Source organism: Flavobacterium aquiphilum, assembly GCF_027111335.1.
In the GTDB taxonomy this organism is placed as follows: Bacteria; Bacteroidota; Bacteroidia; order Flavobacteriales; family Flavobacteriaceae; genus Flavobacterium; species Flavobacterium aquiphilum.
The window spans coordinates 4,046,598-4,067,467 of record NZ_CP114288.1; the positions used below are offsets into that span (position 1 = coordinate 4,046,598).

20 protein-coding genes are annotated in these 20,870 nt (G+C 37.0%); 6 read left to right on the forward strand and 14 right to left on the reverse strand.

Translation table 11 applies throughout. The annotated features are described in order from the left end of the window. The first annotated feature begins 15 nt into the window (after positions 1–15). The 5 genes from OZP12_RS16265 to OZP12_RS16285 all read left to right on the forward strand — a co-directional run bounded on the left by OZP12_RS16265 (position 16) and on the right by OZP12_RS16285 (position 6,773). Positions 16–2,406: a 3-hydroxyacyl-CoA dehydrogenase/enoyl-CoA hydratase family protein gene (locus tag OZP12_RS16265; protein ID WP_281226089.1), complete on the forward strand. Its 2,391-nt coding sequence runs from the start codon at positions 16–18 to the stop codon at positions 2,404–2,406. Positions 2,407–2,704: 298 nt separating this feature from the next. Continuing rightward, positions 2,705–3,166, forward strand: coding sequence for an IS200/IS605 family transposase (gene tnpA / locus OZP12_RS16270; RefSeq protein WP_281226090.1), 462 nt, complete (start codon positions 2,705–2,707; stop codon positions 3,164–3,166). A gap of 151 nt (positions 3,167–3,317) precedes the next feature. Then, on the forward strand, positions 3,318–4,499 hold the full coding sequence (locus OZP12_RS16275) for an acetyl-CoA C-acyltransferase (protein WP_281226091.1): 1,182 nt from the start codon (positions 3,318–3,320) through the stop codon (positions 4,497–4,499). A gap of 83 nt (positions 4,500–4,582) precedes the next feature. After that, positions 4,583–4,933 (forward strand): four helix bundle protein, encoded by a 351-nt coding sequence (locus OZP12_RS16280; RefSeq protein WP_281226092.1) that lies wholly within the window; start codon positions 4,583–4,585, stop codon positions 4,931–4,933. A 49-nt stretch (positions 4,934–4,982) separates the two neighbouring features. Continuing rightward, complete coding sequence (locus OZP12_RS16285) at positions 4,983–6,773, forward strand: acyl-CoA dehydrogenase FadE (protein WP_281226093.1); 1,791 nt, start codon at positions 4,983–4,985, stop codon at positions 6,771–6,773. Between the two features lie 97 nt (positions 6,774–6,870). Here the strand turns inward: OZP12_RS16285 and OZP12_RS16290 are convergent, their stop codons facing one another. The 7 genes from OZP12_RS16290 to OZP12_RS16320 form a co-directional block, all read right to left on the reverse strand. After that, complete coding sequence (locus OZP12_RS16290; RefSeq protein WP_281226094.1) at positions 6,871–7,194, reverse strand: type II toxin-antitoxin system PemK/MazF family toxin; 324 nt, start codon at positions 7,192–7,194, stop codon at positions 6,871–6,873. Next, positions 7,185–7,430 (reverse strand): AbrB/MazE/SpoVT family DNA-binding domain-containing protein, encoded by a 246-nt coding sequence (locus OZP12_RS16295; protein ID WP_281226095.1) that lies wholly within the window; start codon positions 7,428–7,430, stop codon positions 7,185–7,187. The genes OZP12_RS16290 and OZP12_RS16295 overlap by 10 nt, the downstream gene beginning before the upstream one ends. Before the next feature lie 200 nt (positions 7,431–7,630). Then, positions 7,631–8,083: a GNAT family N-acetyltransferase gene (locus OZP12_RS16300; RefSeq protein ID WP_281226096.1), complete on the reverse strand. Its 453-nt coding sequence runs from the start codon at positions 8,081–8,083 to the stop codon at positions 7,631–7,633. 95 nt (positions 8,084–8,178) lie between these two features. After that, positions 8,179–9,309: a chromate efflux transporter gene (gene chrA / locus OZP12_RS16305; protein WP_281226098.1), complete on the reverse strand. Its 1,131-nt coding sequence runs from the start codon at positions 9,307–9,309 to the stop codon at positions 8,179–8,181. 157 nt (positions 9,310–9,466) lie between these two features. Continuing rightward, positions 9,467–9,850 (reverse strand): hypothetical protein, encoded by a 384-nt coding sequence (locus OZP12_RS16310; protein ID WP_281226099.1) that lies wholly within the window; start codon positions 9,848–9,850, stop codon positions 9,467–9,469. A 142-nt stretch (positions 9,851–9,992) separates the two neighbouring features. Continuing rightward, a complete protein-coding gene (locus tag OZP12_RS16315; protein ID WP_281226101.1) occupies positions 9,993–10,634 on the reverse strand; it encodes a DUF4268 domain-containing protein in 642 nt (213 codons plus the stop codon). After that, positions 10,582–10,932 carry a hypothetical protein gene (locus OZP12_RS16320; protein ID WP_281226103.1) on the reverse strand — a complete coding sequence of 117 codons (351 nt, stop codon included), beginning with the start codon at positions 10,930–10,932 and terminating at the stop codon, positions 10,582–10,584. Before OZP12_RS16320 ends, OZP12_RS16315 begins: the two co-directional genes overlap by 53 nt. A 585-nt stretch (positions 10,933–11,517) precedes the next feature. On the opposite strand from OZP12_RS16320, the gene OZP12_RS16325 reads away from it, so the two are divergent. Continuing rightward, complete coding sequence (locus OZP12_RS16325; RefSeq protein WP_281226104.1) at positions 11,518–11,871, forward strand: hypothetical protein; 354 nt, start codon at positions 11,518–11,520, stop codon at positions 11,869–11,871. On the opposite strand, the gene OZP12_RS16330 is transcribed toward OZP12_RS16325, so the two are convergent. The 7 genes from OZP12_RS16330 to OZP12_RS16360 all read right to left on the reverse strand — a co-directional run bounded on the left by OZP12_RS16330 (position 11,866) and on the right by OZP12_RS16360 (position 20,769). Next, positions 11,866–12,885 carry a PDDEXK nuclease domain-containing protein gene (locus tag OZP12_RS16330; RefSeq protein WP_281226105.1) on the reverse strand — a complete coding sequence of 340 codons (1,020 nt, stop codon included), beginning with the start codon at positions 12,883–12,885 and terminating at the stop codon, positions 11,866–11,868. The two genes, OZP12_RS16325 and OZP12_RS16330, sit on opposite strands and share 6 nt — an antisense overlap. A 414-nt stretch (positions 12,886–13,299) precedes the next feature. Beyond that, the gene (locus OZP12_RS16335) at positions 13,300–14,385 is read right to left on the reverse strand and encodes an AI-2E family transporter (protein ID WP_281226107.1); all 1,086 of its coding nucleotides are present in this window, start codon (positions 14,383–14,385) and stop codon (positions 13,300–13,302) included. 28 nt (positions 14,386–14,413) lie between these two features. Further along, positions 14,414–15,127, reverse strand: coding sequence for an ion channel (locus tag OZP12_RS16340; RefSeq protein ID WP_281226108.1), 714 nt, complete (start codon positions 15,125–15,127; stop codon positions 14,414–14,416). 224 nt (positions 15,128–15,351) lie between these two features. Next, the gene (locus OZP12_RS16345; protein WP_281226111.1) at positions 15,352–16,920 is read right to left on the reverse strand and encodes an MFS transporter; all 1,569 of its coding nucleotides are present in this window, start codon (positions 16,918–16,920) and stop codon (positions 15,352–15,354) included. A 485-nt stretch (positions 16,921–17,405) separates the two neighbouring features. Next, a complete protein-coding gene (locus tag OZP12_RS16350; protein ID WP_281226112.1) occupies positions 17,406–18,470 on the reverse strand; it encodes an HlyD family secretion protein in 1,065 nt (354 codons plus the stop codon). A 9-nt stretch (positions 18,471–18,479) separates the two neighbouring features. Continuing rightward, on the reverse strand, positions 18,480–19,817 hold the full coding sequence (locus OZP12_RS16355; RefSeq protein WP_281226113.1) for a TolC family protein: 1,338 nt from the start codon (positions 19,815–19,817) through the stop codon (positions 18,480–18,482). Between the two features lie 31 nt (positions 19,818–19,848). Beyond that, positions 19,849–20,769, reverse strand: a complete 921-nt coding sequence (locus OZP12_RS16360) for a transporter (RefSeq protein WP_281226115.1) — start codon at positions 20,767–20,769, stop codon at positions 19,849–19,851. Positions 20,770–20,870 lie beyond the last annotated feature (101 nt).

Consider the following 20,870-nt stretch of genomic DNA (forward strand, 5'->3'; position numbering starts at 1 on the left):
AAAAAATTAATAAATATGAAACGCAGCATTAAAAAAGTAGCAGTAATTGGATCCGGAATTATGGGTTCGGGGATTGCTTGTCATTTTGCCAACATTGGAGTTGAAGTCTTGCTTTTGGACATCATTCCGAACGAACTTACTGATGCCGAGGCCAAAAAAGGTCTTACACTCGAAAGTAAAATTGTTCGTAATCGTTTGGTAAACGACCATTTAGCCAACTCATTAAAATCGAAGCCCTCTACTATTTACAGCCAAAAATTCGCTAGCCGAATCACAACCGGAAATACTACGGATGATATGTCCAAAATTTCCAATGTGGATTGGATTATCGAAGTGGTTGTGGAGCGTTTGGATATCAAAAAATTGGTTTTTGAGCAAATTGACAAATTCAGAAAACCTGGCACTTTGGTAACATCAAATACTTCAGGTATTCCGATTCATTTTATGAGCGAAGGACGAAGCGAAGATTTCCAAAAACATTTCTGCGGTACACATTTTTTTAACCCTGCGCGTTACTTAAAATTATTTGAAATCATTCCGGGACCGCAGACTTCTGCTGATGTTTTGGATTTCTTGACTATATATGGAGAAAAATTCTTGGGTAAAACTTCGGTTGTTGCCAAAGATACTCCGGCTTTTATCGGAAACCGTATTGGTATTTATGGAATCCAGAGTTTGTTCCACTTGGTAAAAGAATTGGGATTAACTATTGAAGAAGTTGACAAATTGACTGGACCAGTTATTGGCCGTCCAAAATCAGCTACTTTCAGAACTGTAGATGTTGTTGGATTGGATACTTTGGTACATGTTGCCAACGGAATCTATCAAAACTGTCCTGACGACGAACAACACGAATTGTTCAAACTTCCGGAATTTGTCAATAAAATGATTGAAAACAAATGGTTCGGAAGCAAAACCGGTCAGGGTTTCTACAAAAAAGTTGGTGCTGACATTCTTTCTTTAGACTTGGAAACCCTTGAATACCGAGCTGCCAAAAAAGCTTCTTTTGCCACTTTGGAATTAACAAAAACAATAGACAAACCCATCAACCGATTCAAGGTTTTGGTTAAAGGAAAAGACAAAGCGGGCGAATTCTACCGCAAAAGTTTTGCAGGAATGTTTGCTTACGTTTCCAACCGAATCCCTGAAATAGCTGATGAATTATACAAAATAGATGATGCGATGAAAGCCGGTTTTGGATGGGAAAATGGCCCATTCGAAATTTGGGATGCCATAGGTGTTCAAAGCGGAATCGAAATAATGAAAGCCGAAGGTTTTGAGCCTGCCGCTTGGGTAAACGAAATGATTGCATCCGGAAATAACAGTTTTTATACCGTAAAAGAAGGAGCAACATATTTCTATAATATCCCGAACAAATCACACAATAAAGTTCCTGGCCAAGATGCTTTCATACTTCTGAACAACATTCGCGAAAGCAAAAAAGTTTGGAGCAATAGCGGTGCCATTATTCAAGATTTGGGAGACGGAATTTTGAACTTAGAATTCCAATCCAAAATGAACACAATTGGTGGCGATGTGCTTCAAGCCATAAACAAAGCCATTGATCTAGCCGAAAAAGAACATCAAGGTTTGGTTATTGGAAACCAAGCTGCGAATTTCTCCGTTGGAGCCAATATCGGAATGATTTTTATGATGGCCGTTGAGCAAGAATATGACGAATTAAACATGGCTATCAAAATGTTCCAAGACACGATGATGCGTGTTCGCTATTCCGGAATTCCGGTTGTGGTTGTTCCGCACGGAATGACTTTTGGAGGTGGATGCGAAATGAGCTTACACGCCGATAAAGTGGTTGCCGCTGCCGAAACCTATATGGGATTGGTTGAGTTTGGTGTTGGTGTGATTCCAGGCGGTGGAGGTTCCAAAGAAATGACTTTAAGAGCATCCGATTTGTTCCGTAAAAATGATGTGGAATTGAATGTGCTGCAAGAATATTTCCTGACAATCGCTATGGCAAAAGTATCCACTTCGGGTTACGAAGCTTTTGATACCGGACTTTTACAGCACGGTAAAGATATTATCGTTGTAAATAAAGACCGTCAGATTGCCGAAGCCAAAAAACATGCGTTGCTAATGGCCGAAGCCGGTTATACACAACCAATTAGAAGAAATGATATTAAAGTTTTAGGAAAACAAGCACTCGGAATGTTCTTGGTAGGAACTAACCAAATGGTTGCCGGAAACTACATTTCTGAACACGATTTAAAAATTGCCAACAAACTCGCTTACGTAATGGCCGGTGGTGATTTATCGGAATCCACTTTGGTGTCTGAACAATACTTATTAGATCTTGAACGAGAAGCTTTCTTGAGTTTATGTACTGAGCGCAAGACGTTGGAACGTATTCAATATATGTTGACTAAGGGAAAACCGTTGAGAAATTAATAAATTGATAATATACAGGTCGCTCCTATGGAGCTTCCTAACAACACGAAACTAGTGCTAAAAACAGTAAGCCTATACGAGGCTTTGAAAATTCAGGAATTGAAACTCTACTAGCTCTAAATATAAGCCTCTACGAGGCATTGAAAATTTAAAAATGGCCTAGAAGTTCAACTGTCTGTAGGGCTGTAAACATGACATTTAAAATTTAAAAAAATGACCTCGTAGAGGTTAACTGTTTGTAGAAAAATGAAACAATTAGGTTTTAGCTCCGTAGGAGCGACCTGTTAAAAGCGAATTTATGGCAAATACGTATTCTCAAATTTATATTCAAATTGTTTTTGCGGTAAAAAACAGAGAAAATTTGATAAAAAAAGAAAACCGTGAAGAATTGCACAAATTCATTACAGGTATTATTTCAAATAGAGAACAAAAATTACTAGCCATTTTTGCTATGCCTGACCATGTTCATATTTTAATTGGAATGAAACCCAATATTACAATATCAGATTTAGTTAGAGACATTAAAGCAGGCTCATCAAAATTTATTAATGACAGCAAATGGATTAATGGTAAATTCAGTTGGCAAGAAGGATATGGAGCATTCTCATATTCGAAAAGCCATTTGGACAATGTGATAAAATACATTTTAAAACAAGAGGAAAATCATAAAAACCAAACATTTAAGGAAGAGTATCTATCATTTTTAGAAAAATTTGAAATTGAATATGAAGATAAATATCTGTTTGAATGGATCTCATAATAAACAGGCCGCTCCAATGGAGCTTGTAAACAAATAGAAAATTAGTGCTACAAACAGTAAGCCTCTCCGAGGCAGTTAAATAAAAAGAGAAAATCAAAGAAAACATTGGAAAATCTTAATACTTAATTCTCCAATCTTAATACAAGTATCTATGAAAACAGCATATATAGTAAAAGCATATCGTACTGCAGTAGGTAAAGCACCAAAAGGAGTTTTTAGATTCAAAAGACCTGATGAGCTCGCTGCCGAAACCATTCAGCACATGATGAATGAACTGCCTGATTTTGACAAAACACGCATTGACGACGTTATGGTTGGAAATGCCATGCCGGAAGCGGAACAAGGTCTGAATGTTGGCCGTTTAATCTCTTTGATGGGATTAAAAGTCAATGATGTTCCGGGAGTTACGGTAAACCGTTATTGCGCATCGGGATTGGAAACTATCGGAATGGCAACTGCCAAAATCCAATCAGGGATGGCGCATTGCATCATTGCGGGAGGTGCCGAAAGCATGAGTTATATTCCGATGGGAGGTTATAAACCAACTCCTGATTACGCTGTCGCAAAAGCGGGACACGAGGATTATTACTGGGGAATGGGACTTACTGCCGAAGCCGTTGCAAAACAGTTTAATGTTTCCCGTGAAGATCAGGATGAGTTTGCCTATAACTCGCACATGAAAGCATTGAATGCACAAGCTGAAAATAAATTCGACAACCAAATCGTTCCGATTACGGTTGAACAAACTTTCATCAACGAAAGTGGAAAGAAAGAAACCAAATCGTATGTTGTCAATAAAGACGAAGGTCCAAGAGCAGGAACTTCGAAAGAAGCTTTGGCTGGTTTGAAACCCGTTTTTGCCGCTGACGGAAGCGTGACTGCCGGTAACTCTTCTCAAATGAGTGATGGTGCCGCTTTTGTACTGGTTATGAGCGAAGAAATGGTCAAAGAATTAAACCTGCAACCTATCGCTCGATTGGTAAACTACGCCTCAGCTGGTGTCGAACCAAGAATCATGGGAATTGGTCCCGTAAAAGCGATTCCAAAAGCATTAAAACAAGCCGGACTAACATTAAACGATATTGATTTAGTAGAACTCAATGAGGCATTTGCTTCGCAATCATTAGCGGTAATTCGCGAACTTGGATTAAATCCTGATATCGTAAACGTAAACGGTGGTGCTATTGCTTTAGGGCATCCTCTAGGCTGTACAGGTGCCAAACTTTCTGTTCAATTATTCGACGAAATGAAGCGCAGAGGAAACAAATACGGAATTGTGAGTATGTGTGTGGGAACTGGACAAGGAAGTGCGGGGATTTATGAAGTTCTTTAAAAAGAATATAGAACATAGAGAATAGAATATAGATATAAGCCTTTAAAAAGATAAAATAGATATACGCCTTTAAGACAAAAAGAATGAGACATAATTATAAGAACTTGAAGATTTGGCAACTTGGAATTACAATCGCAAATGAAATTTCTGATATTTTGTTAGAATTTCCAAAACATGAGCGTTATGATTTAAGCTCTCAAATAAGCAGATGTTCTGTTTCAATGCCTAGTAATATAGCTGAAGGTTCTTCGAGAACAGATAAAGCCTTTTGTCATTTTTTAGACATTTCATTAGGCTCTTCATATGAACTTATTACGCAACTATTAATTGCAACACATAGAAAATATATAAACGAAACACAATTTAACCAATTAGAGATTAAAATAGAAGAATTCCAAAGGATGACAATGGGATTTCAAAATGGACTGCAGTAAAAGTCTATATTCTATTTTCTATTTTCTTTCATCTTAAAAAACAAAAGCCATGAGCGACAAAACAAGAGGTGGTCAATTCATCGTAAAAGAAACAAAATGTGAAGACGTATTCACACCGGAAGATTTCAACGAAGAACAGTTGATGATGCGTGACTCTGTAAAAGAGTTTGTGGACAAAGAAATTTGGCCTAACAAAAACCGTTTCGAAAACAAAGATTACGCTTTTACCGAGGAATCCATGCGAAAAGCGGGAGATTTGGGATTTTTGAGCGTAGCGGTTCCTGAAGCTTATGGCGGAATGGGAATGGGATTTGTCAATACGGTTTTGGTTTGTGATTACATTTCGGGAGCAACAGGTTCGTTCTCTACCGCGTTTGGAGCGCATACCGGAATCGGGACAATGCCGATTACTCTTTATGGAACTGAAGAACAAAAACAAAAATACGTACCAAAACTAGCTACCGGCGAATGGTTTGGAGCTTATTGTTTGACAGAACCGGGAGCCGGATCTGACGCAAATTCAGGAAAAACCAAAGCAGTTTTGTCTGAAGACGGTACGCATTATAAAATCACAGGACAAAAAATGTGGATTTCAAATGCAGGGTTCTGTTCATTATTCATTGTATTTGCCCGAATTGAAGACGACAAAAACATCACCGGATTCATTTTGGAAAACACAAACGATAACGGAATTTCATTTGGTGAAGAAGAACATAAATTAGGTATTCGCGCCTCCTCTACCCGTCAGGTGTTTTTCAATGAAACAAAAGTTCCTGTTGAAAATATGTTGGCCGGTCGTGGCGAAGGTTTTAAAATCGCGATGAATGCCTTGAACATAGGCCGTATCAAATTGGCTGCTGCTTGTTTGGATGCGCAACGAAGAGTGATTACAGGATCTATTCATTATTCTAACGAAAGAGTTCAGTTTAACACACCTATTTCGCAATTCGGTGCTATCCGTTCCAAATTGGCCGAAATGGCAACTTCCTGCTATGTGGGAGAAAGTGCAACTTACCGCGCCGCCAAAGATATCGAGGACAGAATCATGGCTCGTGAAGCTGAAGGCGCTTCTCACCAAGAATCTGAATTGAAAGGTGTTGAAGAATATGCCATCGAATGTTCGATCCTGAAAGTAGCCGTTTCCGAAGACGTTCAAAATTGTGCCGACGAAGGAATTCAAATCTTTGGCGGAATGGGATTCTCCGAAGACACCCCAATGGAAAGTGCATGGAGAGATGCCCGTATTGCCCGTATCTACGAAGGAACAAACGAAATCAACAGAATGCTATCGGTGGGAATGTTAATCAAAAAAGCCATGAAAGGCCATGTCGATTTACTAGGCCCTGCCTCCAAAGTACAAGAAGAATTAATGGGAATTCCTTCATTTGACACTCCTGATTATTCTGAATTGTTTGCCGAGGAAAAAGAAATGATCGGCAAATTGAAAAAAGCGTTCTTAATGGTTGCAGGAGGTGCCGTTCAAAAGTATGGTCCCGATTTGGAAGGTCACCAACAACTACTAATGGCTGCTTCCGATATTCTAATCGAAATCTATATGGCCGAAAGCGCGATTTTGAGAAGCGAAAAATTAGCAAAATCAAAAGGTGCTGACCAAGTAAAAGAACAAATCGCGATGGCGCAATTGTACTTGTACAAAGCGGTTGACATCATCACCCAAAAAGGGAAAGAAAGCATCATTTCTTTTGCCGAAGGCGATGAACAACGTATGATGTTAATGGGATTACGCCGTTATACCAAATACAACAACATGCCAAATGTTGTAGGTTTGAGAGAAACAATTACCTCAAAATTAATTTCTGAAAATGCTTACTCTTTCTAAATATTAACCTTTTTTAGTTTTTATTTGTTTAAAAAGCCGCTTGTCCCTGAATGACAAAGCGGCTTTTTTATTTAAAAGTGTTGACCACATTTATGACTTAATCTATATAAGTTTCTTTCAAAACTTCCTTTACTTTTGAGATTTCTTTTTCAGACAAATCCCCGAACACTTTTGTTATTTGCTCTCTATCTACTGTCCTAATTTGATCTAATGCAATTTGACCTTTTTTGCCATTGTGCGTTATTTCGACTCTTGTTGGATAAGATTTAGAACTACTTGTCATCGGGGCAATAACGATCGTCTGTAAATATTTATTCATTTCATTTGGAGAAATGATAACGCAAGGTCGTGTTTTCTTAATTTCACTTCCAATTGTTGGATCAAGATTGACCAAAACAATTTGATATTGCCTTAACTCCATTCTTCTAAATTTTCGTCTTCAAAAATATCGTTGATAAGTAATTTATCATCACCATTTTCATGCATTTTTTTAAAAGATTTTTCCCAACCACTTCTTGGTTCTGACTTAGGCTTTAAAATAATATAACCCTTCTCAAGAATAAGTTCAACCTTGTCAGTGATATTATATCTCTCAAGTAATGTCTTTGATAAACGAATTCCTTTTGAATTTCCAATTGGGATAACTGAAATGTCCATAATATACTTTTTTTAGTAACTACAAAGTTATTACAATTTTTAAAACTTTTAATTATATTCTCTTATTTATAAATCCACATTAGAACCGGTTTTGTACTTGAATTCAATATCGGCTCAATGATTTTAAAACTATTACCGAAAATTGTTGGACATCCCCAACCTTCGGCTTTTTTATTTTTTACCCATTGCACAATGGGTGTTTATATTAGTAATCCCCTTTTATTTACCCAATCGTTATACGCCATTTCAAATTTAATTTCGCCATTACCGTGGGTTCCAATTTCTTTCCAACCTGCTTTTCGATAAAATGTTTCTGCCCTTGTATTAGGAGCGGTTCCTAACCAAACCGTTTCTTTTGTTTGACTAAAATACCAATCAAGCATTATATCATGCAATTGTTTTCCAATTCCTTTTTTGTCAAAATCAGGATGAACAAATAAAGCCCAAATATTGTTGTCTTGAATATCTACAATTGAGAATCCAACAATTTGATTGTCTTTTTCACATACCCACCCTTTTCCTCTTTCCGTCAAAAATATTCTGCAATCTTCGTCGGTTACAAGATTAGGATTTGACAATGTGTTTTCTTTTACCGCATTTCTTACAAACTGTATTTCTTTAATATCGTCAATATTTGCTTCTCTTATTTTCATAATCAATTTTAAACTATTTATAAATCCACATTAGAACCGTTTTTGTACTTGAATTCAATATCGGATTCCGAACCATTAACTTTTCCTCTATCTTTTTAAATTAAAGCCAACAAATAACCAATTATTGAACCTCCAAAAACAACAAAAGCACTGTTGATTTTCCTATAACCAAATGTAATTCCAATACTCAAAACAGCAATCAATATTGTGCGCCAATCGGTGATGGTGTCTTTTCCCATATCAAAACATACGGCCACAATAATCGCTACCGAAGCCACATTAACGGCATCCAAAAAGGCCGAAAACAATTTTGAATCCCGCATTTTCTTTACAAGTGGATTGAGCAATGCGACAAATACAAATGAAGGTAAAAATATCGCAATTGTCGAAACAATAGCTCCCGTCAAACCATTGATTTGATAACCGATAAATGTCACCGAAGAAAAAACGGGTCCTGGCGTAAATTGCCCCACAGCGATAGCATCTATCAGTTGTTGTCGTGTCAAAATTCCTGTTGAAACCAATTCGGTGTCGAGAAAGGCAAACAACACATAACCGCTTCCATAAAGTATCGCACCAATTTTAAGGAAAATCAAAAACAACTTTGCGTTGCTCGTAGAAAGCATCGTTTGATTATTTATTTGCAAAAATGCCAATGGCATAAAAACACTTAATTTGTTTGATTTACTGTTCCGCCAATAGGCCAAAAACAACGCAAAAAATCCCGCACCAAACATCAGGTAAATTTCGTTGAAACCCGCCAATGACCCAATCAAGACAATCAACCCGATAATGGCTAGTTCGATTGATTTCAGGGATTTTTTTGCCAAAGGAAAAACAGCACCAAGAATAACAGCAATAATGGCCGGTTTTATTCCGTAAATAAAAGGTTGTACTTCGGGAAGTTGTCCGTATTGTTTGTATAGCCACGCAAAAAATCCCGTAATGAAAACAGCCGGAAGAATGAAACAAAGCCCTGCAATGATTAAACCTTTCCAACCGCCTTTTTCGTGCCCGACATGAATAGCCATTTCGGTGCTGTTGGGACCGGGAATCAGGTTTGTAGCACCTATCAAATCCAAGAAATGCTGCTCAGTAAGCCATTTTCTTTTTACAACCACTTCTTCCTGCATCATTGCAATATGTGCCGCAGGCCCGCCAAAAGCAGTAACACCTAACCTCAAAAATAATTTTGCTATTTCTTTTAGATTTTGGTTATTGTTCATGAGTGATAGAATTGTGATTATTTTAAATTAATAATGTTCTCGATGGAACATATATACGCAACGATAGTTCAGAATTACTTCGTCAGTTCGCTATCGCTCGGGTGCATTCTGTGCGGTCATGTTGAAAATCTACGAGCGAATCTTGCTATTACAATTTTCATTTTAAACTAACGATTTCTATAACTTCACATTCGGCGGTTTTATGAAAACCTTCAACAAAATAGGCTTTCAAACCAATTTTTATACGTTCTCGATGGAACCCAAAAAATGTTTCATTGATAATCCACATTTGTGCTTTTCCATAAGTTGGAACGCGAATAGATTTGTCCAAAATCACATTATTTTCTTTGTCAAGAAATTCAGGCCAAATCATCCATGTTTTTTTAAAGTTTTCGTCTTCATTATACATAAAGTCGGAACGATAGACTTGAATTGGATTTCCTGTTTTTCGGCCACCTTCTTCAGCAGAGAAAAAGCGATACTTAACAATAAAGTCACACTTTCTATTTCTGACTAGTTCGTATGGTTTATGGCTTTCCATATAGTTTTATAAGTTGTTTTGAGGCAGTAATAACCGATGGCACATATATACACAACGATAGCAGAATTACTTCGTCAATTCGCTACCGCTCAAGTGCATTCTGCGCTATCGTTGTTGAGACATATCAAGGACGTTCGGCTTTTTAGTTTATAGGCTTTTCCATTATCACTTTTGAAAATACCTCTCGGAATTTTATAGTATACTGAACTAACCAATCCAAAGCTTCATTAACTTTTCCATCGTCATTAAAGTTTGTTGAATGCGTTAACATTAAAACCTTGTCTTTATTGTTTGGATTAGGATTCCATTGAAGTTTAACACCTAATTTAGTTTCAATTTCTTCTTTTCTACTTTCTAAATATGGTAACATATCGTCAGCAATTTTATTGCTAATATAAACCCTAACGCCAACATTACTTTGTTCAGTGTTACAAAAGTTTGACAAACTAATATAGGATTTTCCTAAACTAATGTCATACCAATATTGAGCTCTTGGCGTTTGCAAGGAACCAATTTTTCTTGTTTCTGCGAGTTTTGTTCTAAAACGATTCCAAAATTCCAATTGGAACTTTCTCTTGTCGGACATATCTTCTGCGGCGATAGAACGGTTTACTTGTCTCACAGCTAAATTTGGTTTGCTAATCACATTAAATTTTACTGCTGGATTACTATTGTCAATTTGCCAAAGTTCGACTTGTACGCCATAAAAAGATATTTCGTCAGAAGTATGGTCATTCAACCAATCCAAGGCTTTTTTTATGTTCTGCTGTAAAGTTTGTTGCAATCCAAATAATTGTTGAAGCGTCTAGAACGGAAGCGTATGTTATAGCTTTGCCTAAATGGTCGTGATTGGTTTTTTCAAGTTGATTCTCAATAACAACATACTTATTTGTAGCTGTATCTTTTGCTAAAATGTCAGCCGAATATGGACCGCATTGAACTTCGATATTTTCAACTTCTAATTCAATTCCAACGGCTTCGTTTATTTCAGAGATGTTTTGTGCTAACCAAGGCGTAAAATCTCTAGCTTCGTTTGCCCATTTTACTCTTGTTGTAACTGTTTTTAAAATTCCAAGTTCCATATATTTTCTTTGTAAGATATTCGTGTTTAAAGCTGACCGCTAACTCATTTATATATCTGACAAAACTAGACTTATCACCCCAAATTGGGGTGTATAAGTCTGATGAATCTCAGACTTTATTCATGGCAATATACAAACAAATAGTTATAAATTATCAAAAAAAACTCACGGCATCAGCGATTTTTTAACAAATCGCAATCTGATTTTTGTCTATTTCCACCCTATTCACATGAACTCCATTATAGTCATAAATTCGTTCCCGGAGTTTAAGTTCAAGACAACTTGTTCAACCCCTTGAATGATCTCCTTGAGTGCAAGGGAACTCGTCAAACCCCTTGAATGATCTCCTTGAGTTCAAGGGAGCTTGTCAAACCCCTTGGACGGTCTCCTTGAGTTCAAGGGAGCCTGCCAAACCCCTTGAATGATCTCTCTGAGTGCAAGGGAACTCGTTCAACCTCTTTGACAGCTTCCCTTTTTTTGAAAAAAAGGCATTTTTGAATATTTTGTGATAAACCCCGGATTATTTGTAAGAAAAAACTAAATATTATAGTTTCATTAATTATTAATCTTACAAAAACCACAATTATGAAACTTAACCCAATTGCCATTTCCCAACTTACTTATCTTGACAGCGGTCAATTTATAGTACGTTATCTTACTGATTATGCAGCTTCGGGCTTAGATCCCGCTTCCGATTCTGTGTTTAAGGAACTCCATGATGATTTGGTAAATCAATCGCCAATTTTCAATCAGGCATTAATGCAGATTAGAACCCAAACCGAAACAGAGGAATTGACAATTCTAGATGCCGCTAGGGACCAAAAAATAGCGGCACTGCGCAGGGCGCATTCCGTATTTGAACATACGGATGATTCCGATGAAAAAGCCTCGGAAATAATATTGGCTCACTATATTAATATTCTATTTATCTTTTTATAACAACTTTTTTCTTTCCATTCTTTCTTTAGCTTCGGCTAAAAGCAAATGTATTTTTTCTTCAAATTGTTTTTTAGGAGGTAAATCAGTCCAATACTCGGCTACCATTATTCCGTCTTTGTGCATTTCGAGTAATTCTATTTGTTCCCTACTACTTTCGGCACAAAGTATTAAACCAATAGGGGTATTTTCTCCTTCTTGCTTTTCATGTTTGTCCAACCATTTGAGATACAATTCCATTTGCCCTTTGTGCTTGGCTTGAAATTTACCCAATTTTAATTCTATGGCTATTAATCTTTTTAATTTCCGATGGTAGAAAAGCAAGTCTAAATTGAAATCCTCACCGTCTATAATCATTCTTTTTTGGCGTTCTACAAATGTAAATCCTTTACCTAATTCAAGAATAAATTTTTCTAAATCATACAATACGGCTTGTTCCAAATCCTTTTCCAAATAAGCATTCCCTAAATTTAAAAAATCTAACAAATAAGGATCCTTAAAAGTATTTGGCAGCGTACTTTCTATTTGAACTGTTTGTGAATTAGCTATTGCAGTACGTTCAAACGTTTTAGATGCAATCAGTTTTCGCAGTTCCCTGACACTCGTTAAGTGATTAATGACCTGATGTGCATAAAACAATCTAGCTTCAGGACTCTTGATGGGTAATAACTCTATAAAGTGAGACCAACTCAATTGTCTTGACAGTGTCACGACAATTTGCCTGTCCATAAATTGTTCTGCAAAACGAAGCATTCGCCTGAGGTTTTTCTCTGTAAAGTTCCTCCCATATTTGTTTTCCAATTGTGCCGACAGTGTCGGCACAATTTGTTTTCCGTATTCAGCGCGTTTGTTTTGAAGTATAGTTTCATTTATGCGAAAACCAATTTGCCAAAAAAGTAAAGTTAAAACACTGTTGTTTTGAACAATAACCTGCTGTTGACTTTGCTCCACAAGTTCGGATAACTCATTGAGTAAATCGGTTTCAATAATCATCATATCATTTGATTTTTCTGTCATGCTCTTATTGGTGGATTAATGTAAAAACATTATGCTTTCTTAAAGATAATTATCTCTTGTTTTTTTAAGCGAATACAGTGACTTTGTACCATAAAAAGGTCTCTAATTAGTTGCTAATATATAAACTTTTTTTTACAATTTTGTCCATCTTAATTTTATTAAAAAACAGATAGAAATGACAAATCTGTTACCGAAATAAGTGACTTTTACAAGGATGACAAGTTTGTGAAATATCGGAATGCTAATTTTTGAAATTGTCATTGCTATTCCAATTGCCATTGCTATTGCAGTCTCCCGCGTGAGGGATAGGAACAAGCTACCAAAGTAGCGTGGATAGCCCGACCCCGCTAAGAAAAAGGCCCGACTCACCATATAGAAGAGTGGGGCCTGTTTCTTAACGGGGGCACGCCCAAACTATTCTTTTAAATCATTTTCAACAGTGATTTTGTTTGGCGTATCGTCCATCCAAGCCACGAATAATTTATAACCTATAGAAAACACAATTGGCCCTACAAACAAACCGATAAATCCGGACATCATGAATCCGCCAATTACTCCTAGAAAAATAACGAGCATAGGAACCATAGCTCCTTTTCCCAACAATAATGGTTTTAGTACATTGTCCGATAGTCCGCTAAGGATGAAAAAGATTGTCCAACCAATTGCTGCTGTGGTATTGTCTAATGAAAACAGGTAGGCAATTACTCCAAGATTAACAATGATAGGTCCTACTTGAATGATGGAAAGCATCAAACACAATACCGTCAACACTCCCGCGAAAGGGACGCCACAGCCAAAAAGCCCAACGGCCTGTATCAAGGTTTGAATGATGGCTACTCCCAAGATTCCTTTTACAACCTGATAGACTGTTGACACAGATATATCCAAAAATTCATCGCCGGAATCGCCTGAAATTCTTTTGATAAAATTGGTTGCCAAGTTTTGCGCGCTTGTCGAAACCATCAATACTCCTGCAATAATAACAGATAGGATAATTGACAGCAAAGAGGCTATTGAGCTCGCTGCTTTTCCTAATAATGCTTTTGATACTTCTACGATTTGTTCCTTATATTCGAGTACTCCTTTTTCCATATCGGTCGATAAAGCGTAAAGGAAATTGTATGCTTTGTCCCCTATTATCGGCCAATCTTTGATGTTTTCTCCCGGTGTTGCCACTTTAAGGGTTCCGTTTTCAACTCCTGTTTTTAATTCGGCAACTGTTGAAGTAACCGAATTGAAAAATGCCACTGTAGGCAAAATAATAAGCGCCAAAATAGTTACAGTAATAATGAAGGAAGCCAAGCTTTTGCGTCCCTTCAATTTTTTTTGCAAAAAATTAAATCCCGGGTACAGCACGATCGCCAATATAATTGCCCAAAGAATCGGCATCATAAAAGGTAGTAAAAGTTTAATGCAAAATCCTAAAATCAGGAAAACGAGTCCTAACTGTAGAATAACTTCGAAGAGTTGTTTGCTTTTGTATGGGTTTGAATTTTCCATAAGAGTTGGTTTAAGGGATTAGTTAAAATTAAATATCATTATTGTTGATTTTTCTTTTTTTGGAAGTGTTTTCATTGGCATCCGAAACAAGACGTCCAATAAGGATCACGGGATACAAAACCCCAATAATGGCTTCGACTTGTACCAATGACCTCGCAACGGGATGCAATGGAAAAATATCTCCATAACCGGTAGTTGTAATTGTTATATAACTAAAATACAAAAAATTAGCTTGTAAAGTATTGCTTTCAAAAGCCGGTAAGGTGATTTGAAAAGCCCCCGGAATGTGTTCATACACAAACTGATAAATCACCGACCATAAATTGGCCAAAATCATATACACCACAATGGAACCGATTACTCGGTATTCGGTAATTGGTCCAGGTTCGAAAACTTTTTTCAAAACCAAAACAATCAGCAATACAAATGTGGCAATGGTGAAAAATATATCGGCAAACAAGAGAAAAGGCGTTCGCTGAAAAACCGTTATCCAATTAAAAAGGACAAAGAAAAAAGGAATAATTATAAATGAAACTGTTTGCTTTCTCGATTTAGACAAGGAAATAATCCCCGCTACCAAAAACAGCATCCAAAACAGATTTATAATAACCATAAAGAAAGAATAGCTTCCAAATATGGGGATCAGTACAAAATGCATAATAAAAAGCAAGACAAACATTCCGCTTAGTCCACTTTCCTTACTCCACAAATGATTCAAGAATCGGTATTTTTTTTTGTTCATAGTTTCTGAGATTCTAAGTTTCTAAGCTGCTGAGTCTTTTTAATTGTTAATTTTTTCTTTGCGTCTTCGCGTCTTTGCGTGTCCAATTTCTCGCAAAGTCGCAAAGACGCAAAGTATGCGTGCCGAAAATCTATAATTTCAACCAACGGTTAAAACCTTTGGCTATACAAGTCAAAGTCTTTAAAATCTTAGTTTCTTAGAAACTTAGAGTCTTAGTAACTTTCTCAAAATGGTATCGGCTCCACCGACACGCTTCCTATTGGTCTTCGTCCTAATTTAAAGAGCAACAGAACCAAAATCGGGAAAAAACATAAGGCCGACATCACCAGATAAATATCCTTATAGGCCAACATCATTGCTGATTTTGACGTTTCGTTCGAAAGGCTTTTTTCGGCTTTTTTTTGGGCTTCCCAAGCCGACAGTCCTTTCATCATAAATATTTTTTTATTTTGATCCAATTCAGCTTTTGCCACCGGGTTCAACTCCGATAATTGTTGACTAAGACCGGTTTTATGCTGTACATTCATATTGGAAATAAAAGTTCCAAGAATTGCCCCGCCCAACAACGAAGCGAAAACTGCCCGCGAAATTACCCCGCTCATCATTCGGGAATCACCTAGATTTTTTGGGACTTTTTCAGAAATATAAAGCGAAGCCGCCGGATACAAAAAACCAATGGCAAGCCCTTTGAAAATAAATGGACCGAAAAAATCGGTTGTATCTATTTCGGGATAAAACCTAAAATAGAGAATGATATGATACAGACCGTAACAGGCAAAACCCGAAACCCAAAGCGTTGCCAGATAAATTCGTTTAAACAAAAGATAAGTCGAAAGCGGAATGGCTATAAAAAGCCCAATCAGAATTGCCAAATGCGTTCGGGCGACATAAATACTGTCAAAACCCAAAATATTGGTCATAAATCCGGTCACAACGCTTCCCGTGCCGTTCATCATTCCGGTGTAAAAAAAGAGAAACGAACCCAAAACAACGTTTTTGTATTTATAAACATCGGGATTTATCAACGGCTCTTTGGTAAACCGAACGTGCATCAGATACATTCCAACGATCAGCAACAAAAAAGCAATTGCCATCGAAACTTTGGGATCCGAAAGCCAGTTTCTAGTTTGTCCTTCGGCACAAAGAAAAAGAATCACAACCAAAAACAATTGTAAAATCCCCCACCCTCGCCAATCAAATTGAAAAGGAGATTTCATTGGTGCCACATCTTTTCTATAAAAAACCCAAGCCAAAAGTATTGCTACCAAAAAATTGATATTCAAGAAATAAACCCCAAAAGTCCAATTGTGAATACTTGTCATCTGCGTCCCAAAATATTGGTATAGTTGCTTGCTCCCCTGAAGGATAAACTGCACGATTCCGTACAAAATGGGCATATTGAACGTAGGGTTGTATTTTAAAAGTATCGGGATTATAGTTGCAAAAATTCCTATTATAGATAAAATAGCCAGCAAAGCTCGCCAAACCGTAAACCATTCGATTGTGCTTGCAAACAACGAAGCGGTATTGCAAATAATCGACAAAAAACTAACCGACAAAATCATCGTCCGCACCTTAATTTGCTTTCCTATTTTCAGTCCCAAAGGCAAAAATCCCAACATCGCAAAAAACGGAATATAAGTCGAATAGGTAAACGCAGTTGTGGATGCCCCAAAATGTCCCAATATCTGCGAGTTGTCATAAGAAGTCACATTCATGGCATTAAAAAAAGGAATTGTAAGAACATATAGTCCTACAAGGGTAAACACACTTCCTTTTTTGATTAAAGCCATTTAATATCGCTGTTTAAAAGTCATTTTAAATTTTAGGAGCAGAAAGACTAGGCATTCTCAGCCAAGATTGTTCCCGCTATCCGTTGCAATCTTATAAGCCGACCCCCGGCTTATAAGGATTTCCACTGCTATCGGGGCTAAAAGCCAGCATTAGGCATTTTTGGAAATTATTTTATGTAAATCATTCTGTATCGTTTCAGACCTAACAGATTTTAGAAACACAAGTGTTCGGAAGACCTTAAAACCTTGATTTCGAACAATGTACCACTTAAAAACATATCATTCTACTTTACGTTTGATATTTCGACAACGTATTATCCGTAAAGATTTGTCATTTCGACCAGCGGGAGAAATCACATAACGTAATCAACTAGTGTGATTCCTCGTTCCTCGGAATGACAAACTGTGTGTAAAATCTGTTGAATTTAACTCTTCCGAACACTTATGTTTTAAAAACCTGTCAGGTCTCTGAAAAGCTATTTGTATTATTTATTAATATCCACGGTCACATTCATTCCCGGTTTTACCTCTGCCAATTCTTTTCCGGTAGCTTCAAAATTAATTTTTACAGGGATACGTTGCGTGATTTTGACAAAATTTCCCGTAGAATTATCAGGTTCCACCATCGAAAACTTGGCTCCCGTTGCCGGCGAAAAACCGACTACTTTCCCTTTAAATTCTTTCCCGTCAAGTGCATCAATAGTAATAGTTGCCTCTTGCCCCAACTTAATTTTTTCGATTTGGGTCTCCTTAAAATTGGCATTTACCCATAACTTATCACTCAAAACCATCGTTGCCACCACCTGATTGGCATTTATCAATTCACCAACCGATATGGTTCTTTCTCCAACATAACCATCAGCCTGAGCAATGATATAAGTGTAGGACAATTGCAACATAGCATTTTCCAAATCGGCTTTCTTTCTCGCAACAGTAGCGTTTGCCGCTTCGAGATTGGTGTGGCTTTGTACGGTGGTCGATTTGCTTGCCAATAATCCTTTTTCCCCTGCTGCCAAATATGCTTTTGTCGATTGCAGTTTGGAAACCACCTGATCGTATTGATTACGTGTTACAGCCGAATCGGCATACATATTCTTGAATCGTTCGTAATCCTTTTGCGCTTTTTCAAGATCGGCCATATCTCCGCTCAATTTTTCCTTAGATGCCGCTTCATTGGAAATCGCCGTAATAACCGCTTGCTCCAACGAATGCAAATTCCCTTGGGCAACAGCCAAATCGGCTTCGGCTTGCTTTACTTTTATTTGGTATTCCTCATCATCAAGAATAACCAATGTATCGCCTTTATGAACAAACTGATGGGAATCAAATTTGATTGCCGCCACATGACCCGTTGCCCGAGCAGTAATACTGTTGATATAAGATTCGACTTGCGCATTATTGGTTGTTTCATACCTGTGAAAGTCAAAAAACAAACTCAATATCCATATACCTCCTCCTATGATGAAAACAAAAGAAAGGATAGTCAAAATCGTATTTCTCTTTTTTTCACTTTTCACCGCAGCTTCATTGGTTGTATTATCTTCGCTCATAAAATAAATTTAAAGTTTACCCATTGCATACTGTAAAGAATAGTATTGAATAATAGCGTCAATATTGGCATTATTCAAGGAAATTTTCGCTTCGTTTAACTGCAACTCCGCATCAACAATATCACTAATTACTGCAAAATCATTATCGTAACGGCTTTTTACAATTTTGTAATTGCTCAATGCCAAATCAACATCTTTTTTAAAAGTCGCTATGTTCCGAACACTTTCCATAAACCTTACATAAGCTGCTTTTACATCTTGATTAATTACATCTTTGGTCGCCTCAAGGGCAATATTACTTTTATCGATTTGTAATCGGTCAGCATTTGTTTTATGTTTCAAATTATAAAAACTCGAAATATCCCAACCTAGAGAAACTCCCGCAGCCCAATAATTCAGGATATTGTCGGAATAATTAGGCCATTGTGCCGGATACTGTGTATTGAAAAGTAAATTGGCATTTACAAATGGCTTATAACCGCTCTTTGTAATATCCAAAGAGGATTCAGCAATTTTAACATTGATTTCAGATCTTTTGATTTCGTAACGATTTTGGTAGGCTTCATTCAGGCTTTCCTCAAAACTCACCTCCGTTTTAGGAATCAAAATACCATCCAGCACCGGTTTTAATTTGGTATTGGTTGGCAATCCGGTCAATATATCCAAATAATTGCTGATCAACTCGATTGAATTGGCACTATTAAAAACAGCCACCTCAAAATTCGATTTTTGTAATTCGGTTCTCAACAAATCACTTTTAAGATTTTGGCCATTTGCCACTCTTGACTGCAATTGTTTGATTCGCAAATCAGTATTGACAATGTTTTGTTTTGTCACCTCAATCTGTTTGTATAATTTTTCTAGGTTAAAAAATTGTGCGGTAATGGTTTGCTTAATTTCTGCTTCAGTCATCTTGGCAACCGATTCCTGCATCGTAACTATTAACTTCTGTTTCTCAATTTGGCTATTGATTGCTCCTCCGTAATACAAAGGCATTGAGGTAAAAACACCGGCAGAACCTTGGTGGTTATAATAATCCACGGTCGTGCTTTTTTCGTAAAACCCTTCAAAAATTTTGGGATTTCCAATATAATTATATCCCATATTTAAACCGATAACAGGTGCTTTTGCTATATGAGATTGACTCAAATTCTCATTGGCAGTAGCCACATCGGTATTAGCCATTTTTAGCTGATTATTATTTTTAATCCCGAGTTGGATAACTTCATCCAATTTTATGATCCGGGTCTCCTCATTGTTTTGAGAAAATCCAACTTCATAAAAAAGAAAAGCTATCAACAGAATAACAAATTGACTTATACTATTTTTTAAAAAAAGGTAACCCATTGGCTAATTCCAATTTAAAAGATTTTAAATGCTATAAAAACACACATTGGTAACCAACACTTACCGAATCATAATTCAATCCAACACTTTTATAAGTTCCGGTATTAAACTGAAACTTTAAAGACTGAAATTTTGTGAGTGGCATCGAAAATGTCGCCCCGATTCTTGAGGCATTGATAATACTTCCTGCGGGAGCTTCATCCACAAATGTTTTCCCTCCGCTAAACCAGTTAATATTAATCCCTGCCCACATATTATTTTTGAAAAAATAACTGGCGTGACCTTGAAAAGAAACTACGGGATCTTGTTTCAATTCGTTGTTTCCTAGAAACTCATTATTTTTGGTATAAAACCACACCCCGGAATATAACTCGGCATAAACATGCTCAAAACGTTTGGAAATTCCTAATTCCGGCTTGATTCCCCAACGATTTGTACCTATATTTACCCTTTTATCAGCATAATAAAGCCCTGTAGGAACGGATACTACTAAACTTGCTCCAAATATTGTTTTTTGTTGGAATTGGCTAAATTCTTTGATATTTAATGCCGGAGACCCTAACAAGTTTACTCCAAATCGCATACGCAGGTCTCCAAAACCTGTTCTGTTTCCGGTAATTCTTGTACCGCTCACCGTTGCTTCACCATCCATAAAAACATACGGAATAGCGACCTGAATTCTAGCTAACCTACCCGCCAAACCGAACGAACGCATATAACCCGCCCCAATATTGTGGCTGGTAATAAGAAAATCCTCAATAGGCAAAGAGGGTTCTGTCACAATATCACCTTTCATATAGCCATAACTCCCCACAGCGATATTGACTCCCCTAGGCATATTGGCATAAGCCCTTGGCTCAAGATCCTGTGCCACTATGCAATTGCAAGCAAATAAAAAGGCAGCAAAAAAAAAACCAATCTTCTTTACGGAAACTAATTCATAATTAACCATATACTGAATATTAGAAAAATTTAAAGACACTTTCTAAAGCTGTATTTAAAACATTTTCTGACGAAAGTTTAAAAAATGAAAAATACTTATTGAAAAAAAAG